Below are 20,293 nucleotides of genomic sequence, written 5' to 3'. Positions count from 1 at the left end.
CGTCACTCATCGGAGTTGATCCAATCCTTCACTACCTGGGCCACGCGGCCCGGGTCCTGGGCTACCAGGCTCTTGATCGCATTGAGTTGCGCATCGTACCCCTCGCTGGGGCTGGGCAACAGGATACTCGGCGGCCCACCGAGGCTCACGCGGTCCTCGGACAGCTCGCCCTCCAGCCCACCCAGCTCGCCGAGGGCGCCTTCGCCTCCCTCGCCGGCGACCAGGGACTTGTTCTTGTTGCCGCTCAGGTTGTTCAGTACCGGGCGCAGCACGCCGAGCACCAGGACCAGGATGAAGACGATGCCCAGCACCTGCTTGACCACGTCCCAGAACCACGGCTGGGAGTAGAACGGCGGCGAAGCGAGGTCGAGGTTCTGCTCGGGCGCGAAGGGCGCGTTGATCACGCTGACGCTGTCGCCGCGGCTGGCGTCGTAGCCGACCGCATCCTGCACCAGGCGGGTGAAGCGCGCCAGTTCGTCGGCGCTCCACGGCTTGTGGCTGACCTCGCCGGTCTTGGCATCGCTGACCAGGCGATCGTCGAGCACCACGGCGACGGAAAGCCGACGCAGGCGACCCTGCTGTTGCTTGGTGTAGCTGATGGAGCGATCCAGCTCGTAGTTGCGCGTGTTCTGCTCGCGCTTGTCGGTCGGATAGGGCGCCAGCTCCGGCTTGCCGGTTTTCGGGTCGATGATGGTCTGGCCGTTGGCATCCTTCAGCGGCTGGCCCGGCGCGACATACTCCGAGGAAGCGCTCTGCCCGGTCTGCTGCGGCGCGCTGGCCGGCCCCGGAGGCTGGTTCGACAGTGCACCCGGCACTCCCTGCGGGCCGCCGCTGCTCTGGCGCTCTTCATTGTTCACCTGCTCGCTGCGCAGTGCCGGCTGGTCCGGGTTGTAGGACTCGGCGGTGGACTCCACAGCGCTGAAGTCGACGTCGGCGGATACCTCGGCCTTGTAGCGGCCCTGGCCCAGCACCGGCTGCAGGATGCTGTGCACGCGCTGGGTCAGATTGCCTTCCATGCGCCGGGTGAAGTCGAACTGCTTGCCGGCCATGGTCAGCTCGGAGAGTTCCTGCTGATCGGAGAGCAGGTTGCCCTTCTGGTCGACCACGGTGACCTGGGACTTGTCCAGCTCCGGCACGCTGGTCGCGACCAGATTGACGATCGCCAGCACCTGGCTGGGCTCCAGGCTGCGCCCCGGGTAGAGTTCGACCAGCACCGAGGCGCTCGGCTTGCGCTCGTCACGGACGAACACCGAGCTTTTCGGAATGGCCAGGTGCACACGCGCCGCCTTGACGTTATTCAAGCTGGACACCGTGCGCGCCAGCTCCCCTTCCAGGCCGCGACGGTAGTTGGTCGCTTCCATGAACTGGCTGGTGCCCAGCGCCTGTTCCTTGTCGAGAATCTCGAAGCCGACATTGCTGTCGGTCGGTGCCAGGCCAGCGCCGGCCACCTTCATGCGGGCGCGCCCGAGGTCATCGGCCTTGACCAGCAAGGCGCCGGAATTCGGCTCCACCTTGTAGGGGATATCGGCGGCGCTCAGCGCTTCCACCACCTTGTTGGCATCGACGCCGTTCAGGCTGCCGTACAGCGGCTTGTAGTCCGGCTGCTGCGACCAGAGCACCATGCCGAAACCGATGGCGATGCTCGCCGCCAGCCCGACCAGCAGGCCCACTTGGCGCAGCATCGGCATCTCGGCGAGGTTCTCGAGGAACGTCAGCCCCATCAACGGCTTCTTCAGCACGCTGGCGCCAAGCTTGGCGGGAACCTGGTTTTCTACGCTGGCTTCAGCCATGACCTATCTACTCCGCCGCTCAGATCGGCATCTGCATGATGTCCTGATAGGCCTGGACCAGCTTGTTGCGCACCTGGGTCATGGCCTGGAAGGACACACTGGCCTTCTGCGAAGCGATCATCACATCGGTGAGGTCGACGTTGCTCTGGCCAACTTCAAAGGCATTGGCCATATCGGTTGCCGTCTGTTGGGTGGCATTCACCTTGTTCACTGCCTGACCGAGCATGTCCGAGAAACTCGGCGCGCCCTCCGCGGCCGGGGTGGCGCTCGTCGGGGCCAGCGGCTTGGCCTTGGCCATGGCGTCCATTTGCATGGAGCGCATTTCCAGTAGCAGACGGTTGAACTCGATACCCTGACTCATTTCCTTCCCCTTCACCCAAGCCGCGACTTTTTTGACGCCTGCGGCGCTTTGGCATAGGGATTTGCAACAAGGGTGCCATGTTTCCAGAGTGGCCGTCTGGCGTGACGTTCAGCCATGGCCAAGGGGTGTGCGACGGAATCCAGCGCGCGCCCCCATGGCTGGCGGCGCGATGTTCTCGGGAAGCCGACGGAATTCTGTCACTCATCTGGAAATGCATTCCTCCCCATGCAGTGCCGACGGAGTCGGACGGCGCCCCAATGCCTCGTAGGAAGCATCCGCAATGCGCCATGAATGCTGGGCAGTCAGAACCCGGACCGTTATCAATGCCTGGGCATGGCCGGCAGGCAGCGCTCGGCGCTTCGGTTCATGCGCCACATCCGTTGAATCGCGAGACCTTCCCAATGGCCATTTTCGACTACAAGAACCAAGATGCCCGCACGCTCATTGCCGACGCCTGGACGCTGGCCTCCTACAGCAGCGGCACCGCTGTCGCCGGCGGCCTGTTCAAGCTGACCGGCCTGTTGTTCTCCCGTCCGAGCACCAACTATGCCCTCACCAACGGCTGGCGCGAACTCGCTCCCGGCGAACTGGGGCTGTCGCACGACCGGCTTGACCTGTCCGGTCAGTTCAAGGGTGAAGGAGTACCCGATTCACAGGCCAGGGTGTTCGGCCAGTACGACAACCAGGGCGCCCTGAGGAAAGTTGCCTTTTCGATCGCCGGGACCAACTCCCTGGTCGACGTGCCCTTCTATCTGAAGATGATCGATAACAGCTACATCAGGGCCTTCGATTATCTGCTCGACGCCATCAAGGGCTTCGCCGGCGGCCACGGTCTGAGCGGCAAGGACGTGCTGGTGACCGGCTACAGCCTGGGCGGCGGCGCGGTCAACAACATGTACCTGCAACGCGAGAGCCTGGCCGACGGTTTCTTCAAGGATGCTGACTACGTGGGCCTGGCAGCCCCGAAGATCAACGACGGCGACGGCATCATCAACGTCGGCTTCGAGAACGACGTGGTGTTCCGCGCCATCGGCCAGACCAGCGACCCATTGGAAGCCATCAACAACGCCCTGCATGGACACGACAACCGCTACGACTCGACCCTCGACAACATCGTGCTCTTCGATTCCACCTACCTACAGCCCACCTGGCCCAACATCGCTTTCTCGATACTCAATATCACCAACTGGTCGGCCCATATCGGCGGGGTGTTCAGCAACCCCATCGCGCTGATCGGCCAGTCCAGCTTCTATGACTTCATCGAGCGCGACAGCACCATCGTCATCAGCAATCTCGCTCCCGCCAGCCGCTCGCTGTTCTGGGTCAGCGACAAGCCCACCTCGACCTCCGACCACTACGGAACACCCGCCTTCCTGCTTGGCAGCGACGGCGGCGACAAATTGCAGGACGGCCGCAGCGACGACTTCCTCGACGGCTTCGCCGGCAATGACAAGTTCCGCCTGAGCACGGGGACCGACGTGGTCGCCGGCGGCAGTGGCAACGACACTGTCTACCTGCCTGGACAAGCCTCGGACTACGAGGCGATGCGCCTGAGCGACGGCAGCCTGTTGCTCAACGACATAAACGGCAGGTACGGGCTCAAGGAACTCCACGATGTGGAGCAAATCGCCTTCATGACCCAGCAGGTCGACAACCCCCTGCTCGACCCGCTGCTGGCGCTGGTCCCGACCTACACGGTCAAGCCGGATCGCCTCGATTACAACGGCTGGTTCGGCCGCGACAAGGGCTACTCCGCCGCCCAGGAAGGCAGTCGCGGCAACGACCTGTTGCACGGCAGCCAGGGCAATGACCGGATAGTCGGCCTGAGCGGCGACGACATCCTCCACGGCAACGGCGGCAATGACCTGCTGCACGGTGGCGCGGGCAACGATCGCTTGCTGGGCGGCACCGGCAACGACCAGCTGTACGGCGGTGCCGGCGATGACTGGCTACAGGGAGGCGTGGGCAACGATCTGCTCAGTGGCGGTGTCGGCAGCGACCGGTTCGTCTTTGACCAACTCGACTTCGGCCAGGACCGCATCAGCGATTTCAATCTCCATCAGAACGGCGTCGATACCCTGGTTTTCTCCCGCAACCTCTTCGCCTCGAAGGAGGCGGTCGTCGCCGCCGCCAGCCAACAAGGCAACGACACCCTGATCCGCGTCGGGGACAGCAGCCTGATCCTGGCGGGCCTGGAGGCCACCCAATTGCAGATGAACATGATCAGCGTGATCTGATCCAGACGGCTGGGGCGGCGGCTTAGCAGCCTCCGCGCCCGCCCATCAACTGGCGTAGAGATACGCCTCGACATCCATGCCGGCATCACGCATCTGCGCCAGCTTGTAGCGCAGGGTGCGCGGACTGATGCCCAAGCGCTCGGCAGCCTCCTTGCGACGGCCACGCTCGCTGCGCAGGGTATCGATGATCATCTGGAACTCGCGGCGCCTGAGGTCCTCGCCAAGGGCGCCGGCGGCCTCCTGGCTCGACGGCGACGGAATCTCGACACTGCTCGGCACCACCGACAAGGGTGGCGGCAGCGCCACGACGACGGTCGGCGCGGCATGGCCGATGGGCGCGGTCAGGCACAGGTCTTGCGGCTGAATCTGCCCGCCCTGCTGAAGAATCAGGGCGCGCTGAATGGCATTGTCCAGCTCGCGCACGTTGCCCGGCCAGGGGTGCGCCAGCAAAGCGGCGCGCGCCTCGCTGGAAAGGCTCACCGCAGCCATGTTCATTTTCTTCACGTACTTGGCCAGCAAACGCTCGGTGAGCGGCAGGATATCCGCCGGGCGCTCGCGCAAGGCACGCCAAGCCAGGGGAAATACCGAGAGGCGATAGTAGAGGTCCTCGCGGAAACGCCCCGCTGCTACTTCGCCGAGCAGATCGCGGTTGGTGGTCGCCAATACGCGGATATCCAGCTCGATCGGTTTGCGCGCGCCGACTCGCTCAACCTCGCGCTCCTGCAGCACGCGCAGGAGCTTCGCCTGCAAGCCCAGGGGCATTTCGGAAATCTCGTCGAGCAGAATGGTGCCGCCTTCGGCCAGCTCGAACTTGCCCGGCTGCGCGGCGATGGCGCCAGTGAAGGCGCCCTTCTCATGACCGAACAACGTGGCCTCGAGCATGTTGTCGGGAATCGCCGCGCAATTGATGGCAATGAAGGGCTTATTGGCACGCGGCGACTGCTGGTGGATATAGCGCGCCAATACCTCCTTGCCGGTACCGGACTCGCCGGAGATCAGCACCGTGGAGTCGCTGCGCGCCACCCGCGCGGCCAGTTCCAGCAGTTGACGGCTGGCCGGTTCGACCGCGACCGGGCCATCGCTCTCCGCCACGCTGACGCGTCCCAGGGCATGGCGGGCGACCAACTCCAGCAGCACCTTGGGCTCGAAGGGTTTGACCAGGTAATCCGCGGCCCCCTGCCGCATCGCGTCCACCGCGCGATCCACCGCGCCATAGGCAGTCATCAGCAACACGGGCAGTTGCGGGTAACGCGCGCGGATGAGCGCGAGCAACTGATGCCCGTCCATGCCCGGCATGTTGACGTCGCTGATCACCAGGGCAAAGGGTTCCTGCTGAAGCGCCACCAGGGCCGCTTCGGCACAATCCACTGCTGTGAACTCGCAGCCTCCGATCAGCAAGGTATCGGAAAGGGCTTCGCGCAGGGCGCGGTCGTCTTCGACCAACAGGACTTTGGCGGACATGCGGTTCATTCCTTGTGTTCGCTAACGGGAGCCACGATCAGCGGCAGGATCAGGGTGACGCAGGTGCCGCGAGCCGGGCGCGAGCGCAGGAGCAGCTCGCCACGGTGCGCCTTGACCACGGCCTTCACCACCGCCAGGCCAAGGCCGGTGCCAGTGGTCTTGGTGGTGAAGAAGGGTTCCCCCAGCCGCGCCAGGGTAGTGGCATCCATCCCCGGTCCGTTGTCGCTGACCGACAGGCGCAGGCTGTCGCCACGGGCATACAGGTGCACCTTCAAGCGGACCTCGCGGCCGGAGGCTTGAATGGCGTTTTGCAGCAGGTTGAGCACACTGCCAATCAGCGTGTCACGGTTGCATAGCAGCTCGCCGGCCCGCGCATCGCATTGCCAGCGCAATTGCAGACCGGAGACATGGGACTCGGCGGCGGCGCGCAGGCCCGCGAATAATTCCGCCGGCGCCAGGCGATCCGGCAACGGTAGCTCGCCACGGGCGAACACCAGCATGTCGCGAACCTGGTTTTCCAGCTCATGCAGACGCTCCTTGAGGCGGGTAGCGAAGCGCTGCTGCTGCTCCAACGGCAACGCCTGCTCGCTCAAATGGCTGGCATAGAGCATGGCTGCGGAGAGCGGCGTGCGGATCTGATGGGCCAGCGAAGCGACCATCCGCCCAAGGGCCGAGAGCCGCTCATGGCGCGCCAGTTGATCCTGCAGGCGACGGGTTTCGGTCAGGTCATTGAGCAGAACCAGTTGCCCAGGCTCGCCATTCAACGAGCGAGTGGCGATGGACAGGCGGCGCCCATCGCGCAGGGAAATTTCGTGGCCATCGTCTTTGCGCGGGGCGAAGCAACGAGCGATGACCTGACGCCAGAGCATCCCCACCAACGGCTGGCCGAGCATGCCAAGCGCCGCCGGGTTGGCTTCCCGCACCACACCTTGGCCATCGATGACGATGACGCCCCCCGGAAGCAGGTCGAGCAGGCTTTGCAGGCGGTTGGCCAGACGTTCCTTTTCCGCCAGCTCCTGCATGCGCTGCGCACTGACCAGAGCCAGCTGTCCCTTGAGCTCGCTGACGCGGGCCTCCAGCATGCTGTAGGACTCGCTGAGCTGGTTGGACATCTGGTTGAACAGGGCAAAAGCCTGTTCCAGGTTGGCGCGGCTGCTTTCCTCCATGGCGTCGCTGGAGGTTTGCTCGGACTGCTGGGGTACGGCTGGCATCATGCGGCTCTCTCTTCCATCCGACGTCATCGAAGCGTCGGCTGGAAGAGGCTAAGCAAACCGCGTGCCTAAAAAATATCTCTTATTTTTCAATGAGTTGGAAAATAGAGCACGGCGGAAGCGTCAATCCTCCGCCATTTCCTCTTCACGTCGGCTCATGCCGTACTTGCGCATTTTCTCGACCAGCGTGGTGCGTCGAATCCGCAGGCGCTCGGCTGCACGGGCAACCACGCCGTTGGCATCGTCCAGCGCCTGCTGGATCAATCCCTGTTCGAGGTTGGCCAGGTAATCCTTGAGATCGATACCCTCGACCGGCAGCATCGCCGGCGAGTCCAGGCCCGGCAGGCCCGCAGCGATCACGGCGCGCTCCTCCAGTTCCTCACGCAAGCTGCTCGCCAGCTGTTCATCCTCGTCATCGACATGGCGGAACTTCTTCGGCAGCTCACCCACGCCGATGACCCCATAGGGATGCATGATCGCCAGGCGCTCGACCAGATTAGCCAGCTCACGCACGTTGCCCGGCCAGTCGTGCCGACACAGCGACATGATTGCCGCGGAGTTGAAACGAATGGAGCCGCGCTTCTCATGCTCCATGCGCGAGATGAGTTCATTCATCAGCAACGGAATGTCTTCCACGCGCTCGCGCAGCGGAGCCATCTCGATCGGGAACACATTGAGGCGGTAGTACAGGTCCTCGCGGAAGCTGCCCCCCTCGATCATTTTCTCGAGGTTCTTGTGGGTCGCAGCGATGATGCGTACATCGACATTCTGCGTCTTGTTGCTGCCGACCCGCTCGAACGTGCGCTCCTGCAAGACGCGCAGCAGCTTGACCTGCATCGGCAGCGGCATATCGCCGATTTCGTCGAGGAACAGAGTACCGCCGTTGGCCAGTTCGAAACGTCCGGCACGACTGGTGATGGCACCGGTGAAGGCACCCTTTTCATGCCCGAAGAGTTCGCTTTCCAGCAGTTCCGCCGGAATAGCCCCGCAGTTCACGGGAACGAAAGGCGCCTCGCGGCGCTTGGAGTGATAGTGCAGGTTGCGCGCGACCACTTCCTTGCCAGTGCCGGACTCACCCAGGATCAGCACGCTGGCATCGGTATCCGCGACCTGCTGCATCATCTGCCGCACCTGCTGGATCGCACGGCTGGTACCGACCAGACTGCGGAACAGGTTCGGCTCGCGCTGACGACCACGCTCACGGGCCTGATCGTACATTTCCCGATAGACCTGGGCACGGTGCAAGGAGTCGAGCAACTTGTTGTAGCTGGGCGGCATTTCCAGGCTGGCCAGCACACGGCGGCGAACCTCCTCCGGCCAGTCGGCAGGCGCTGGCTCGCCGATCAGCAATACCGGCAGGAATTCGTCCCAGGTCGACAATTGCTTGAGCAGTTCCAACGCACCGCCCTTGTTGTCGACATGTCCAATCAGCACACAGAGGACATCACGACTGCCATTGGGCAGTGGATCAACCGTCAGGCGCCAGTCACGGCTACGGCAGGACAACTGGTCCTCGCCTAGGAAATTGAGAATGACCGAGAGTTCGTGGCAACGCTCGGAATTGTCATCGATCAGCAGAATCTTGGTTTCGCGCCACATCTTGCTTTTATCTTCCGATGGCATGGGCCGGCGAACGGCGACAGGAAGTATCTGACGGAGACAAACCCTTTGCTCGCCAGCATTTGGCCACTAGTAAAGTCAAAAATGTGGCACTAGTCAATTTTATGACGTGATTTTTTTGCTATTTCCGACGAAGCACCTACTCGCATGCGGGGGCGAGCGGCTGCGACCTGGGGTCGCACGTCATCACGGGCCGCTCCGCGCCTTACAGAAACGGCCCCCTCAAGCATCAGCCAAACAGCTGGTAAACCTTCGCACCCTTGTGGGCCCGGCTGACGCGAGCGATTTCCTCGGCCGTATTCTCACGCTGGATGGTTACCGCCTGAACCAGATCGCGGTACAACCGCAGCAAGCCCTCGAGACTCTGCCGCAGCTCGCTATCGTCGTCGATAGGCTCCAGCATGGCGTTGTCGACATGGCGACGGCATTCGAGGTCCAGTTGCGCGACTTTCTCCCAATCGCACTCAGCCAGCGCGACCCCAAGTGCGGCGCGAGTCTGTTCAATACGCTCAACGGCGGAACTCATCGATATGATTCTCCTCGACGGGGTGCCATCAATGAGCGATGCCATCCCAGCCTTCCTTGATCGTCCGCAGCAATCCCGATACTTCATCGAGAATTTCCGCCTCATTGCTGCGATTCGCTTCGGCAAGACGACGATTCATGTAGTCGTAGAGATTGGCATAACCTTGCGCCAACTCTCCGCCCGCTTCGAGGTTCAGCGCCTCACGAAGCCCGCCAATGATACCCATGGTCTTCGCAATGAGCATGCCCTTCTGCGCATACTGGCCGCGCTCCATAGCTCCTTTGGCCTGAGCTATGCGACCGAGCCCCCCTTCCATCAGCATCTGAATCAACCGATGCGGCGAGGCGTCGTGCAGTTGCGACTGCGTGTTCACATTCTGGTACTGGCGCAGGGCGGCCATGGCGTTCATGCGGTATCCCCTTTGTTCCCTAGAGCGAGCAATTCGCCGTTATCAAGGGTATCGGCGGGGACAGGTATTTCTTTAGCTGTTCATACCACCTGCGCAACACGGTTCGCAGCCCGGTATCAGCCGCTCGAACTGCTCTTATTGTTGAGCGCATTGAGGGTAGTGAGCACGCTGCTGCTGGTGGCGTTGAGCTGAGACACCAGCGTATCCATGGCGGTGTACTTGGCCATGAGCGTGGTCGTCAGCTTGTCCATACGCGTGTTCAGCGCGGTCAGCTGGGTCGCCAGAGTGTTCAAGGTATCCTGCAGATTACCTTTGCGCTGATCGAGCAAGCCGTTGGTCTGGGTGTAGACATTCAAGCTGTTGGACATGCGATCCAACAAGCCACCGGTGCCGGTGAAAAAGCCCTGAACCGACGAGAAATTGTTGGTCAATGCCGTGGTCAGCTTGGTGTCGTCGATCGACAGTGTGCCATCGGTCTGGGTGGAAATACCGAGCTGCGAGAGCAGCTTGATACTGCCGCCACTTGTCGAAGACCCCACCAACTCGTTGCGCAGGCCATTAAGCAGAGTGCGAGTCATGGCGTCGCTGGACAGCGCTGCCGCCGACGTCTTGGTAGTGCCATCGGACGCGGTGGTGGTGGTTACCTTAGTCAGCGAGTTGGTGGTACTTACCATCGCATTGTAGGCATTGACGAACGACTGTATGGACGTCCTCAAGCCGTCAGTGTTGGTCGCCACCGAAACCTTGGCCTGCCCAGCGGCGACAAGGTCGAACTCCACGCCACTGATGGCACTGGTGATGGTGTTGGTGGAACTGCTCATCGACAGGCCGTCGATCGAGTAGACAGCATTCGCCGCCGGCGCCGAAACATAGCCACCCGAGGTTGCCGAAGCCTTGGTGTTGACACCATCGATGTTCAGCGCCGACAGACTGCTGTCACCGGACGCCGCCACGCTGATATCGCTGCCGCTACCGGTGACACTGGAGCTGAGCACCAGGCGCGAGCCGGTGGAGTCAGTGATGATGTTGGCGGTAATGCCGCTGGATTTCAGCTGACTGTTGATGCTGTCACGGATGCTCGACAGGCTGGCTCCAGCACTCACACTGACGTTGTAATTACTGTTGCCTTGGGTGATTTTCAGAGAGCCGGCGCCAAAGCTGGTCGATGCGCTCACGTACTGGGTAGCCACCTTGGAACTGGTTGCCAGGCTGGTGACGTTGATATCGTAGGTGCCGGCCGTTGCACCGGTTCCCATCTTGGCTGTGACAAAAGAGGTATTTGAAGAAGTGGCCGCCAGGCCGGCGAACGACTTGGCATCGTTCAGCGACGTCAGGGCACTCTGAAAGGTAGCGAGTGCGCTCTGCAACGTCCCCATAGCCGACAACTGGGTGTTGGCGTTGGATTGCTGGGTGCTGATCTGATTCTGCTTGGGTGATTTCTGCGCACTCACCAGAGATGTCACGATCGAGGTAATATCGATCCCAGAACCAACACCACTCACCGTAGTAGCCATTTGCAGTCACTCCTATCGATTTTTTGGCGGCGATGCATCCCCGCCCTTGCTTGCAGGAGCCTCATTCAAGAAGCGCGCCAGTTTTCAAGCGCGCTCGCTGAATAGCAGATTGCCCGACTCCTTCAGGCTCTCCGCCAATTTCAAGGCAACCTCCGAGGGAATCTGTCGGATCACCTCGCCGGTATCGGCGGCAACGACTTTCACGACTGTCTCGCCGCTACCCTGGTCCACCGAAAACTCCAGGTTGCGCTGCACCGATTGGGCATGGTCCTGCAGGCTGCGCACGGCGGCCCCGAGATCCTGAAGCTGTTTGGCCGACGTATCCTTGGCGCTTTGCGGCAGATCCTTGCCGCTGCCGTCGGCGGGGATTTGCCGGGACGCGGGGAGTCCGCTGGTGGTCGCGCCGCCACCCTGAAACGTAGCAATAACGAGTTTGCTGTCCATCAGGTTCTACCTCCCTCACGCAAAGCAAGGAAGGGCGCGGCGCGCCCTTCCTCGGTTTTCATCGTTTGACGACGCCTGTTACTGCAGCAGTTTCAGCACTGCAGACGGCAATTGGTTGGCCTGGGCGAGAACCGCGGTAGCGGCCTGCTGCAGGGTTTGCTGCTTGGTCATCTGCGCGGTTTCCGAGGCGAAGTCCACGTCTTGAATGGTACTGCGCGCAGCGGTGGCGTTCTGGGACACGTTCTGCAGGTTGGAGATGGTGCTATCCAAGCGGTTCTGTACAGCACCCAGGGCGGAACGCTGGGTATCGATCTGCTTCAGCGCAGCGTCGATCACCTGGGTGGCGGACTGAGCACCCTTGGCAGTAGTGATGTCCAGCTGTTGCACGGTGTAGGCGGACGACACCGTGTTGGTGCTGCTAGCGGTAGCCGCGGTCGCACCGGTACCGGCGCTGACGACGATAGTGCTGCCCGAGTGCAGGATGATGCCGGTGCCAGTGCTGTCAGTCGTTGCGGTAACACCACTGACGTTGGTGTTGATGGCGCTGATGATGTCCTTGGTGGTCGAACCCTTGGCGATGTTGACGGTGGTGCCATCGATCGACATGGTGCCAGCAGTGGCGGTGACGGCGTTGGCCGATGCCAGAGCAGTGGTCAAGGTCACGTTCGCCGACGCCAGAGCCGAGGTGCCTTTCAGGGCGGAAGCACCCATGTTACCCAGGCTGAAGCTGATGGTTTCGTTGGCGTTGGCGCCGACCTGGAAGGTCAGGGTGCCGTTGGTGCCGGCGGTGCCATCGAGCAGCTTGATACCGGAGGTGCCGCCACCGAAGGTGGTGGTCTTGGAGATACGGGTCAGTTCAGCGGTCAGCGACTTGAACTCCTGGTTCAGGGAGGTCTGGTCCTCGGAGCTGTTGCTGCCGTTGGCCGACTGCAGGGACAGTTCACGCATGCGCTGCAGGATGTTGGTGGACTCCTGCAGGGCGCCTTCGGATGCCTGAGCGATGGAGTTGGCATCCTGGGCGTTCTTCACCGCCACCCCCAGACCGTTCACTTGGCTGCTCAGACGGTTGGAGATCTGCGAGCCGGCGGCGTCGTCCTTGGCGCTGTTGATGCGCAGGCCGGTGGACAGACGGGTCATCGAGGTGGAGAGCGCATTCGCGGCCTTGCTCAGGTTCTTCTGAACGGAAAGCGAGGCAATGTTCGTGTTAACGGTAAGGGCCATGACGAGATCCTCGTAATTTGGGCTACTGTGGCTCCCAGCCTTGGCAACCGCCCGAAGTGGCCTGGAGAACCTTCGTTAGGGTTATCGTCGTCTTCCGATCTTGCTTTAGCGTTTTTTTCAACTTTTTATCGCCACCTCGTCTTTCGGGGGCATGGCCCTGTTCTTGCTACCTCCCCGAACCACGTCAAGCAATTGTCATCCCAGGCGGATTCCTTTCCATGTTCAAGCCCAATGTCCAGGCCGAAGTCCAGCGAATCGCCAACGCGCTGAACGATGCAGAGCGGACCGAGAACGTCCCACTGCAGATACGCCTCTACCAGCAATTGCTGCAACACCTGCCGGATCTCGCGCTGGGGCATGCGCACCTGGCCAGCCTGCTGCTGAAACAAGGCGACGAGATTGCCGCCCAGACGCATGTGGAGCAGGCCCTGGCCCTGCCACAGGACGACAAGGTCGACGCCACGTTGTTCGATGAACTGGCCACGCGCCCGCGATTCAACGGTAACCTCGTACAAGCCCAGCGCTGGTACGACGCCGCGCCCAACCTCTGGCGCTTCAAGCTGCTGCTGGCCGCTCTCAATCGCATCGAGTCGCATGTCGAGGCCGAACAGCTGCTGGTCAAGACCCTGGAACAGCCCTTGCCAGCGCATGAGCAGACTCAGGTGCTGAACCTCCTCGCACAGCTCTACTACAACACCGCACGCTTCCACGAGAGCATCGCCTGCTGCCAACTGGGACTGGAGCAAGCGCCAGAGAGCGTGCCACTGAACTTCAACCTGGCCGTGGCCCTGGAGCAGGTGGCGCGCTATCGGGAAGCCTTCGCGGCTTACTCGAAGGTCCTCAGCCTGGAGCCCGAACATGTCGCCACCCACAACAACCTGGCGCTGTTGATGTTGCGCCTGGGCGAATTCGAGTCAGGCTGGCGGCACTATGAATGGCGCTGGGCGCAGGTGCAGAAGGAGCACGAGCAGCACTTTTCCATTCCACGCTGGCAGGGTGAGCCACTGCAGGGAAAAACACTGCTGATCTGGGCCGAGCAAGGCATCGGCGACCACATCATGTTCGCCAGCATGCTGGATGAACTGAGTGCGCTTGGCGGCACCGTCTACTACGAAATCTACGAGCGGCTGGACGCGCTCTTCAGGCGCAGTTTCCCCACGGTCCAGTTCATCCGCCGGGAACTGCAGGGCACCGCTCAGGACGGTTCGCAGACCATGCACCGGCAGTCCTGGCCGAAGAGCGACTATCACATTCCGATGGGTAGCCTGGGCGCCCTGCTGCGCCCTTCGCTGGAAAGTTTTCCGCGTCGCCAGCAGTACCTGAAGGCAGACCCCGAACAGGTGGCGGCAATCCGCACCGACTATGCGCAACGCTTCCCCGGCAAGCGCCTGATCGGTGTGTCCTGGCGCGGCGGCACCAGCGTGTCGAACGAAAAGCAGAGTCGGCGCATCGGCCTGGACAGCCTGGGGATCCTGGCCCGGCTGCCGAACGTGCAACTGATCAACCTGCAATATGGCGATACGCGCGAAGAGCGCGAACGCGCGCTGGCCCATGGCGTCAGCATCCACCATGACGACTCGGTGGACCCGCTCTATGACATGGACCGTCAGGCAGCGCAGATCGCCGCGCTCGACGCGGTGGTCAGCATCGACAACACCACCGTCCACCTGGCCGGGGCGCTCGGCGTGCCCACCTATGCCCTGCTGCCGCTGAACCCGAACTGGCGCTGGGGGCTGGAGGAAGGCCCCAGCTACTGGTATCCGAGCGTAAAACGGGTACGCAATCGCGAACTGAACGATTGGAATGCCGCGCTGGCCAGCGTCGCCGCGCAATTGCAAGCGGACGGCATTCTCTAAGAGCGACCGAGGACAGAAATCACCATGAAATGTTGCGTCATCATGCCGGTAGGTCCCGGTCACCAGGAAATCGTCAGTCGTGCCAAGGACTCCGTGGCACGCGCCGTCGCCCATGGGCTGGGCGCATTCCAGGAGGTACAGATCATCGAGATCGATGATACGAAGGGCCGGCTCGGTCGTTCCCATGCCCGCAACCTGGCAATCCGCGAGGCAGGTGAACGCGGTATCGAGTGGCTGTTCTTCCTCGATGCCGATGATCTCATGCTCCCGTCGGCCTTCAGCGATGTCGAAGCGCTCCTGGCGGACTACGACGCCATCTGGGGGGCGATCTATGTCGCCGATCTCCAGGCCGGCCAGGCTGTGCGTCGTCCCGAGCAGATCAGCCCGCTGACCAGCCTGGAGCAGGTCCTGCTCAACGATCCCTATCTGACCTTGCAGATGGGACATTTCGTGCGCCAGGAGGTGGCCGCGCGCTATCCCTTCGACACGCAGATGGATACCGGCGAAGACTTCGACTACTACCTGCGCCTGTGGAAAAACCAGCGCTGCATCAAGATCGATACCCCGCTGTTCCTCAATGTCCGCGGACAACACTCCAGCGGCCCCCGCTCCGCCCATGGCGGTGACTGGCGCGCAGCGATCAACCGGGTGTTCTCGGACTTCTGCCGCGACAATGACGTCGTCGCCTCGATCCCCTTGAACGGAACGACCCTGGCGCTCCGCCTGAGCAACACCCTGGACCCCGTACAAGGCCTGCTGGCCGGCGAACAACTTCACGAGGCCGGCGAACTGGCGGAGATTCTTCCTCGGCTGCCGGCCGCTAGCCGCGTGCTGGACGTCGGCGGTCACATCGGCAGCCACGCGCTGTTCTTCGCCTGCATCGCGGGGGCGGGCGAGCTGGACAGCTACGAGGCAGACGAAACACTGGCCGCATTCCTGGAGTACAACCTGCGCCTGAACGGTCTGGACGAAGCGGCCTACCGCGCCCACTGCGCCACGATAGGCGCGGGCCCCGACAACCCGGCGCCAGAACAGCAGTTGTTCGGCCGGATGGAGTTGAGGGACTACATCAGCCCGCTGGGTGTCGCCCTGGACAGCCTGCACCCGGATGGCGGCTGCGACCTGCTGCGGGTGGACCGCCGAGGCCATGAGCTGCTGATCCTGCGTGGCGCGCAACGGTTGATCGAAAGAACGCGGCCACTGATCCTGGTCCGCGCGCTCAACGAAAACAAAACCGCCCTCCTCGCCTGGGCCGAACGCAACGCCTACCGGGTCGTACGCAGCTTCGACTACAGCCTCAGCAGCAACTACCTGTTAGTGGCGGCGGAGAAAGCCTGACGTTGGAGGAAGCACGCCGCCTGGTCTGGCCAGGCGGCGTTGCGACGGGCGCCGCCGAGCGAACGGCGCCAGCGCTCAGGCCGAGCGGCGGCGGTAGACGTGGAGGGTCAGGCGTACATCGCGCCCGACATTGAATGCCGGCGTGTCGTAGCGCGCGTAAGTGATCTTGCCATAGCGCTCGAGTTCGAAGCCCTGGCGCAGCATGGCCCCCACGTAGCCTTCGGGATCACGATTGAAGATTGGCGGATTACCGTCCCGCCGCCAGCGCTCATCCATCACCTCCCCGATCACCACCGAGTCCACGGCTGCGCAGATGGGGGCCAGGAAGCGCCCTAACTCCTCATCGGGAATGTGGCACGCCACGGTGTAGATCAGTGCAGTGCCTGCCCTGGGCAAGGCCACGCCGGGCTCTATACGCTCGAAGCGGTATTCGGGATGGCGCTCGCGCGCAGCCGACACCGCCGACGCATTGACGTCGACCCCCAGGTAACGCTCCGGCGGAAACGCCCGGCACAGGCGACCATAACCGCAACCCACCTCCAGCACGCCCGCACTCGCATCGATGATCTGCCCGAGCATCAAGCGCACATCGAATCCCTCGGGGAACTCACCACCCACTTCCGGGATGACGTGGTCCAGGCCCTCGGCATTCCAGAACGCGGCCAGGTCTTCCAGCGTCGCCATTTACATTCTCCCGTCAGGTGATTTCAGAGCTTGTTGAACAGGCTCAACTGGCTGATCCGCGCGAAGGAGGCCTGGGCCGCCTCGAGCATGGTCTGTTGCAGCACCAGCTTGGAGGTGGCTTCGGCCATGTCGGTATCGCGAATCGAGGATTGGGTCGTGGTGTTGGTCAGGCTGATGCTTTGGTTCTCCTGACTGAGCACGTCGATCGTATTCAAGCGCGCGCCCACCGAGGATTGCGCCACCGACACCTGGTTCATGCCGTTGTCGATGTTGGTGACCGCGCTGGCAACCATGTTGCGGATGTTCAACTGGGCCTGCGGGGCGTTGGCGGTGGAAGTGCTCAACGCGTTACGCAACTGGCCGATGGTGTTGAGGATGTTCTGCCGCTCCTGGGTGTTGGCGGTCACGCTGAACTGGTCGCCGCTGGCTGGCGCCGCGCTGATCGACATGTCCACGCCGGCCACGCTGATGGTCTGCGGGAAGGTCGCGCCCAGGGTGCCGCTCGACATCGGTGTCGACCCGGGGCTGGCCGGCAACGCGTAGACATCGTAGCTGGTGGCGCTGGTGAACTTGAGCTGCACACCGCTGCTGGGGAACTGCGTGGTATAGGCGGTGCTGTTGCTCACCGTGGCCGAGGTGATCTGCGCGGTCGAGGTATTGGCGGCGGAACGCTTGGTGGAAATGCTGTCCGGCGCTACGCCGAAGCTGAAGCTGTAGCCACTGACCAGCGAGTTCATGGCCGAGCTGCTGTCACCGCTGGCCAAGGACACGTCGAGCTGGAACTGCGCGCCCCGGAACACGATGCTGTTGCTGTCGGTGGAGGTCGCATCGTAGGTACCGTTGCTGTTCGCCTCGCTGGTGACATCGTTGCCGCTGCTGTCGAGAATCTGGTACTGCGTACCGCTGAGCACCTTCAGGGTATAGGGCGCGCCGGCGCGGAACGAGGCATTGTAGGTCGAGTCGTTATTGACGTTACCCTGGGACAGGAAGACCCGCTGAGTGCCATCCGCGTTGGGGTTGTTGGTCATCGAGCTGATGGTGCGGCTGGCATTGCTGGCCATCTCGAAGATGCTCCAGCCATTATCGTTGGTGGACAACAGCAGGTTGTCCGAGACCTGCAGGCTCAGCGAACTCTGGTCGCCTTGATAGCTATAGGTGCCATCGGCATTGAGGATGAACGGCTGAACGGTGCTCTTGCTGCCGGAGAACAGGTAGTTGCCACTGGCATCCTTGCTGTTCATCAGCGTCAGCAGTTGCTTCTGGACCTGCCCCAGTTCGTCGCTGAGGGCGCCGCGGTCCTCGTCGGTCAGCGAGCCATCGCCGGCCTGCAAGGTCAGCTCGCGGGCGCGCTGCAGCGCGGTATTGATCGAGTCGAGAACGCTCTGTTCCTGGTTCAGGCTGTTGGTCGCGGTGGTCATGTTGCCGCTGTACTGGGTGAGCAGCGCCTGCTGCTGCTGCAATTGCAGCAAGCGCGCGGAACCGACCGGATCGTCGGCCGGGGTCTGGATACGCACGCCGCTGGATATCTGTTGCTGGGTCTTGGCGATGCTGGAGTAGCCGCGCTGATAACCGTCGATGTTGGAGCTGAAGATCTGCGGAGTGGAGATACGCATCACGGCCGCCTCAAATGTTGTTGATCAAGGTGTCGAAGAGCGTCTGCGCGGTCTTGATGATCTGCGCGGAGGCCGTGTAGTACTGCTGGAACTTCACCAGGTTGGCTGCCTCTTCGTCGAGGTTCACCGCTGACAGCGAGTCGCGGTTGCTTTGCGCCTGATCCAGCACCGCGCTGGTCGCCGTGGCATCCAGTTGCGCCTGGTTGGCCTGGGCGCCGACCGTTTCGGTCAGGCTGCTGTAGGCACCGGTCAGGCTCATGCCGCTGCCGCTGCCGGTACCACTGCCGACGGTCTTGGCACTCTGTAGATCGATGAGTTTCTGCCCATTGCTGTTGTCGGCGTCCCCGTTAGCGTTGAAGCCGACGGTGAAGCTGTCACCCTGCCCCGGGTAACCCGCGATGGTGGTCTGGAAGCTGAACGAGGGTGTACCGGCAACGGTGACGCTGAGGTCATTGCTTTGCCCCGGCACGATATTGCCGGTGCCGATGCTGTTACCCGCGGAGTCGTAGACCGTATAGCTCTGCGTGCCAGCACTGGCCGCATCGAACACCAGCTTGACCGGCAAGCCCGACTGGATCGCCGCTGGCATGGTGCTGGCGTTACTGGCGTCCAGCTTGGTGGTCAGGCTCGTCGAGCTGATGGTGCCGCTGCCGATGTTGCCCGTGGTCGTGGTGGCCACCAGCGGCGAAGCGAAGGCCAGGCGATTGGCATCGGTCATCGCCACAGAGATGTCGGCGGACGCGGTACGGGTCGGGATCAGCGTGAAACGGTCCCCCGCCTGGATGGTTCCGACGCTTTGCTGGCTGATGCTGAAGCCATCGAACTCCGCGGGCGGATTGTCGGTGAGGTCGCCACTGCCCATGACCTTGCCATCGGAACTGCGCTTGACCGTGTAGGCGGTGGACGAGGTAAAGGTCACCTCGTAGTCGCTGGTGGTCAGCGCGCTGCTTTTATCGATACTGACATTGAGGTTGCCGGTGCCGGTATTGTTGGTATTGGCCAGACTGCGATTGCCGATCACGCTGGCGTCGTTGATGTCCTTGAACAGCCCCGCGCCGAAGTTGCCATTGAGGTCTAGCCCCTGGGCCAGTTGGCTGTTCATGGTGTCGGCGAGGACGATGGACATGCGCCCCAGTTCGTTCTGGGTCGGTTGCAGGACCTCGTTGCGATAGCGCAGCAGCCCCCCCATCTGGCCGCCGGTGACCACCGAGGTCACATCGAGGCTGGCATTGCCCATAGTCAGGGTCAGGCTATCCTGCCCGGGGTTGGTCGCGCTCGGGCCGGCGCTCAGGGCCGCCGACTTGCTGCCCACCACCAGCGGCTGCCCCGACCCCAGATAGAGGTTGTAGCTGCTGTCCTGCTTGACCACGCTGACGCCAATCATGCTCGACAGCTGCGCCACCGCCTGGTCGCGCTTGTCCAGCAGATCATTGGGGTTGGCGCCGCTGGCCGAGGCCGCGGTGATCGCCTGGTTGTACTGGGCGATCGTCTTGGCCAGATCGGTGACCTGACCGGCGATGCTCTCCATCTGCGTATTGACGTAGCTGTTCTGCGTACCCAACTGGGTGGAGATGGAGTTGAAGCGTTGCGCCAGGTTGCCGGCCTGGGTCAGGACCAACTGCCGCGAAGCGACATCGGTGGGACTGCCGGCGGCAGTCTGCAGGGAGGCGAAGAAATTCTGCATGACCGAAGACAGGCCGGTGGAACTGTCCGAGAGCAGCGAATCGACCTGGTTCACCTGGGTCAGGTAGGTCTGCGCATCGCTGTTCACCGCCGTGGAACTGCGCAACTGGTTATTCATGAACTCGCTGTACAAGCGGCGCACGTCCTGCACCGTGGTACCGGTACCGATGTAGTACTGCCCGGCGAACTGTGAGGCCGACGTGGTCTGCATCGATTGCTGGCGGGTATAGCCGGCCGTATCGACGTTGGTGATGTTGTTGCCGGTGGTGGTCAGCGCCGTTTGCGAGGCGTTGAGGCCGGACAGTCCTATGGACAGCAGGTTCAT

16 protein-coding genes are annotated in these 20,293 nt (G+C 62.6%); 3 read left to right on the top strand and 13 right to left on the bottom strand.

The annotated features are described in order from the left end of the window. Positions 1-2 precede the first annotated feature (2 nt). Together fliF and fliE are read right to left on the bottom strand one after the other, a co-directional pair. Positions 3-1,790, bottom strand: a complete 1,788-nt coding sequence (gene fliF, locus BLQ74_RS01825) for a flagellar basal-body MS-ring/collar protein FliF (RefSeq protein ID WP_090260269.1) — start codon at positions 1,788-1,790, stop codon at positions 3-5. A gap of 19 nt (positions 1,791-1,809) precedes the next feature. After that, positions 1,810-2,151, bottom strand: a complete 342-nt coding sequence (gene fliE / locus BLQ74_RS01820) for a flagellar hook-basal body complex protein FliE (RefSeq protein ID WP_090260268.1) — start codon at positions 2,149-2,151, stop codon at positions 1,810-1,812. A gap of 401 nt (positions 2,152-2,552) precedes the next feature. On the opposite strand from fliE, the gene BLQ74_RS01815 reads away from it, so the two are divergent. Further along, positions 2,553-4,388 (top strand): calcium-binding protein, encoded by a 1,836-nt coding sequence (locus tag BLQ74_RS01815; protein ID WP_090260267.1) that lies wholly within the window; start codon positions 2,553-2,555, stop codon positions 4,386-4,388. 45 nt (positions 4,389-4,433) lie between these two features. On the opposite strand, the gene fleR is transcribed toward BLQ74_RS01815, so the two are convergent. From fleR to BLQ74_RS01775, 8 genes are all read right to left on the bottom strand, one after another. After that, a complete protein-coding gene (fleR, locus tag BLQ74_RS01810; RefSeq protein WP_090260266.1) occupies positions 4,434-5,849 on the bottom strand; it encodes a sigma-54-dependent response regulator transcription factor FleR in 1,416 nt (471 codons plus the stop codon). Positions 5,850-5,854: 5 nt separating this feature from the next. After that, the gene (locus tag BLQ74_RS01805; protein ID WP_425287475.1) at positions 5,855-7,060 is read right to left on the bottom strand and encodes a sensor histidine kinase; all 1,206 of its coding nucleotides are present in this window, start codon (positions 7,058-7,060) and stop codon (positions 5,855-5,857) included. Positions 7,061-7,183: 123 nt separating this feature from the next. Beyond that, positions 7,184-8,659, bottom strand: coding sequence for a sigma-54 dependent transcriptional regulator (locus BLQ74_RS01800; protein ID WP_090260262.1), 1,476 nt, complete (start codon positions 8,657-8,659; stop codon positions 7,184-7,186). Between the two features lie 250 nt (positions 8,660-8,909). Further along, entirely contained in the window at positions 8,910-9,206 is a 297-nt protein-coding gene (fliT, locus tag BLQ74_RS01795; RefSeq protein ID WP_090261147.1) for a flagellar protein FliT, read from the bottom strand. A 28-nt stretch (positions 9,207-9,234) separates the two neighbouring features. Beyond that, positions 9,235-9,615, bottom strand: a complete 381-nt coding sequence (gene fliS / locus BLQ74_RS01790; protein ID WP_090260260.1) for a flagellar export chaperone FliS — start codon at positions 9,613-9,615, stop codon at positions 9,235-9,237. A gap of 116 nt (positions 9,616-9,731) precedes the next feature. Continuing rightward, the gene (fliD, locus tag BLQ74_RS01785) at positions 9,732-11,129 is read right to left on the bottom strand and encodes a flagellar filament capping protein FliD (protein WP_090260258.1); all 1,398 of its coding nucleotides are present in this window, start codon (positions 11,127-11,129) and stop codon (positions 9,732-9,734) included. A gap of 84 nt (positions 11,130-11,213) precedes the next feature. Further along, entirely contained in the window at positions 11,214-11,573 is a 360-nt protein-coding gene (locus BLQ74_RS01780) for a flagellar protein FlaG (RefSeq protein ID WP_090260217.1), read from the bottom strand. Between the two features lie 78 nt (positions 11,574-11,651). Further along, the gene (locus tag BLQ74_RS01775) at positions 11,652-12,794 is read right to left on the bottom strand and encodes a flagellin N-terminal helical domain-containing protein (RefSeq protein ID WP_090260215.1); all 1,143 of its coding nucleotides are present in this window, start codon (positions 12,792-12,794) and stop codon (positions 11,652-11,654) included. Positions 12,795-13,012: 218 nt separating this feature from the next. Here BLQ74_RS01775 and BLQ74_RS01770 point away from each other — a divergent pair, with 218 nt between their 5' ends. Beyond that, positions 13,013-14,650 carry a tetratricopeptide repeat protein gene (locus BLQ74_RS01770; protein ID WP_090260211.1) on the top strand — a complete coding sequence of 546 codons (1,638 nt, stop codon included), beginning with the start codon at positions 13,013-13,015 and terminating at the stop codon, positions 14,648-14,650. 24 nt (positions 14,651-14,674) lie between these two features. Continuing rightward, on the top strand, positions 14,675-15,988 hold the full coding sequence (locus tag BLQ74_RS01765; protein WP_090260209.1) for an FkbM family methyltransferase: 1,314 nt from the start codon (positions 14,675-14,677) through the stop codon (positions 15,986-15,988). Between the two features lie 75 nt (positions 15,989-16,063). On the opposite strand, the gene BLQ74_RS01760 is transcribed toward BLQ74_RS01765, so the two are convergent. The 3 genes from BLQ74_RS01760 to flgK are packed head-to-tail and all read right to left on the bottom strand — an operon-like array spanning position 16,064 to position 20,293. Then, entirely contained in the window at positions 16,064-16,672 is a 609-nt protein-coding gene (locus BLQ74_RS01760) for a class I SAM-dependent methyltransferase (protein WP_090260206.1), read from the bottom strand. A 23-nt stretch (positions 16,673-16,695) separates the two neighbouring features. Continuing rightward, complete coding sequence (locus BLQ74_RS01755; protein ID WP_090260203.1) at positions 16,696-18,285, bottom strand: flagellar hook-associated protein 3; 1,590 nt, start codon at positions 18,283-18,285, stop codon at positions 16,696-16,698. A 10-nt stretch (positions 18,286-18,295) separates the two neighbouring features. Then, positions 18,296-20,293: a flagellar hook-associated protein FlgK gene (flgK, locus tag BLQ74_RS01750; protein WP_090260201.1), complete on the bottom strand. Its 1,998-nt coding sequence runs from the start codon at positions 20,291-20,293 to the stop codon at positions 18,296-18,298.

This window comes from Pseudomonas panipatensis, from assembly GCF_900099785.1.
In the GTDB taxonomy this organism is placed as follows: Bacteria; Pseudomonadota; Gammaproteobacteria; order Pseudomonadales; family Pseudomonadaceae; genus Pseudomonas; species Pseudomonas panipatensis.
The sequence above is the reverse complement of the archived record's forward strand: the minus strand, read 5'-3'. Positions and strand labels throughout refer to the sequence as shown.

Bases quoted from the DNA above. Each gene is read 5' to 3' on its own strand.
- BLQ74_RS01805 (WP_425287475.1), bottom strand. From the start codon at position 7,060: ATGCCAGCCGTACCCCAGCAGTCCGAGCAAACCTCCAGCGACGCCATG.
- flgK (WP_090260201.1), bottom strand. From the start codon at position 20,293: ATGAACCTGCTGTCCATAGGACTGTCCGGCCTCAACGCCTCGCAAACG.
- fliD (WP_090260258.1), bottom strand. From the start codon at position 11,129: ATGGCTACTACGGTGAGTGGTGTTGGTTCTGGGATCGATATTACCTCG.
- BLQ74_RS01755 (WP_090260203.1), bottom strand. From the start codon at position 18,285: ATGCGTATCTCCACTCCGCAGATCTTCAGCTCCAACATCGACGGTTAT.
- BLQ74_RS01760 (WP_090260206.1), bottom strand. From the start codon at position 16,672: ATGGCGACGCTGGAAGACCTGGCCGCGTTCTGGAATGCCGAGGGCCTG.
- fleR (WP_090260266.1), bottom strand. From the start codon at position 5,849: ATGTCCGCCAAAGTCCTGTTGGTCGAAGACGACCGCGCCCTGCGCGAA.
- BLQ74_RS01765 (WP_090260209.1), top strand. From the start codon at position 14,675: ATGAAATGTTGCGTCATCATGCCGGTAGGTCCCGGTCACCAGGAAATC.
- fliE (WP_090260268.1), bottom strand. From the start codon at position 2,151: ATGAGTCAGGGTATCGAGTTCAACCGTCTGCTACTGGAAATGCGCTCC.
- fliT (WP_090261147.1), bottom strand. From the start codon at position 9,206: ATGAGTTCCGCCGTTGAGCGTATTGAACAGACTCGCGCCGCACTTGGG.
- fliF (WP_090260269.1), bottom strand. From the start codon at position 1,790: ATGGCTGAAGCCAGCGTAGAAAACCAGGTTCCCGCCAAGCTTGGCGCC.
- fliS (WP_090260260.1), bottom strand. From the start codon at position 9,615: ATGAACGCCATGGCCGCCCTGCGCCAGTACCAGAATGTGAACACGCAG.
- BLQ74_RS01775 (WP_090260215.1), bottom strand. From the start codon at position 12,794: ATGGCCCTTACCGTTAACACGAACATTGCCTCGCTTTCCGTTCAGAAG.
- BLQ74_RS01780 (WP_090260217.1), bottom strand. From the start codon at position 11,573: ATGGACAGCAAACTCGTTATTGCTACGTTTCAGGGTGGCGGCGCGACC.
- BLQ74_RS01815 (WP_090260267.1), top strand. From the start codon at position 2,553: ATGGCCATTTTCGACTACAAGAACCAAGATGCCCGCACGCTCATTGCC.
- BLQ74_RS01800 (WP_090260262.1), bottom strand. From the start codon at position 8,659: ATGTGGCGCGAAACCAAGATTCTGCTGATCGATGACAATTCCGAGCGT.
- BLQ74_RS01770 (WP_090260211.1), top strand. From the start codon at position 13,013: ATGTTCAAGCCCAATGTCCAGGCCGAAGTCCAGCGAATCGCCAACGCG.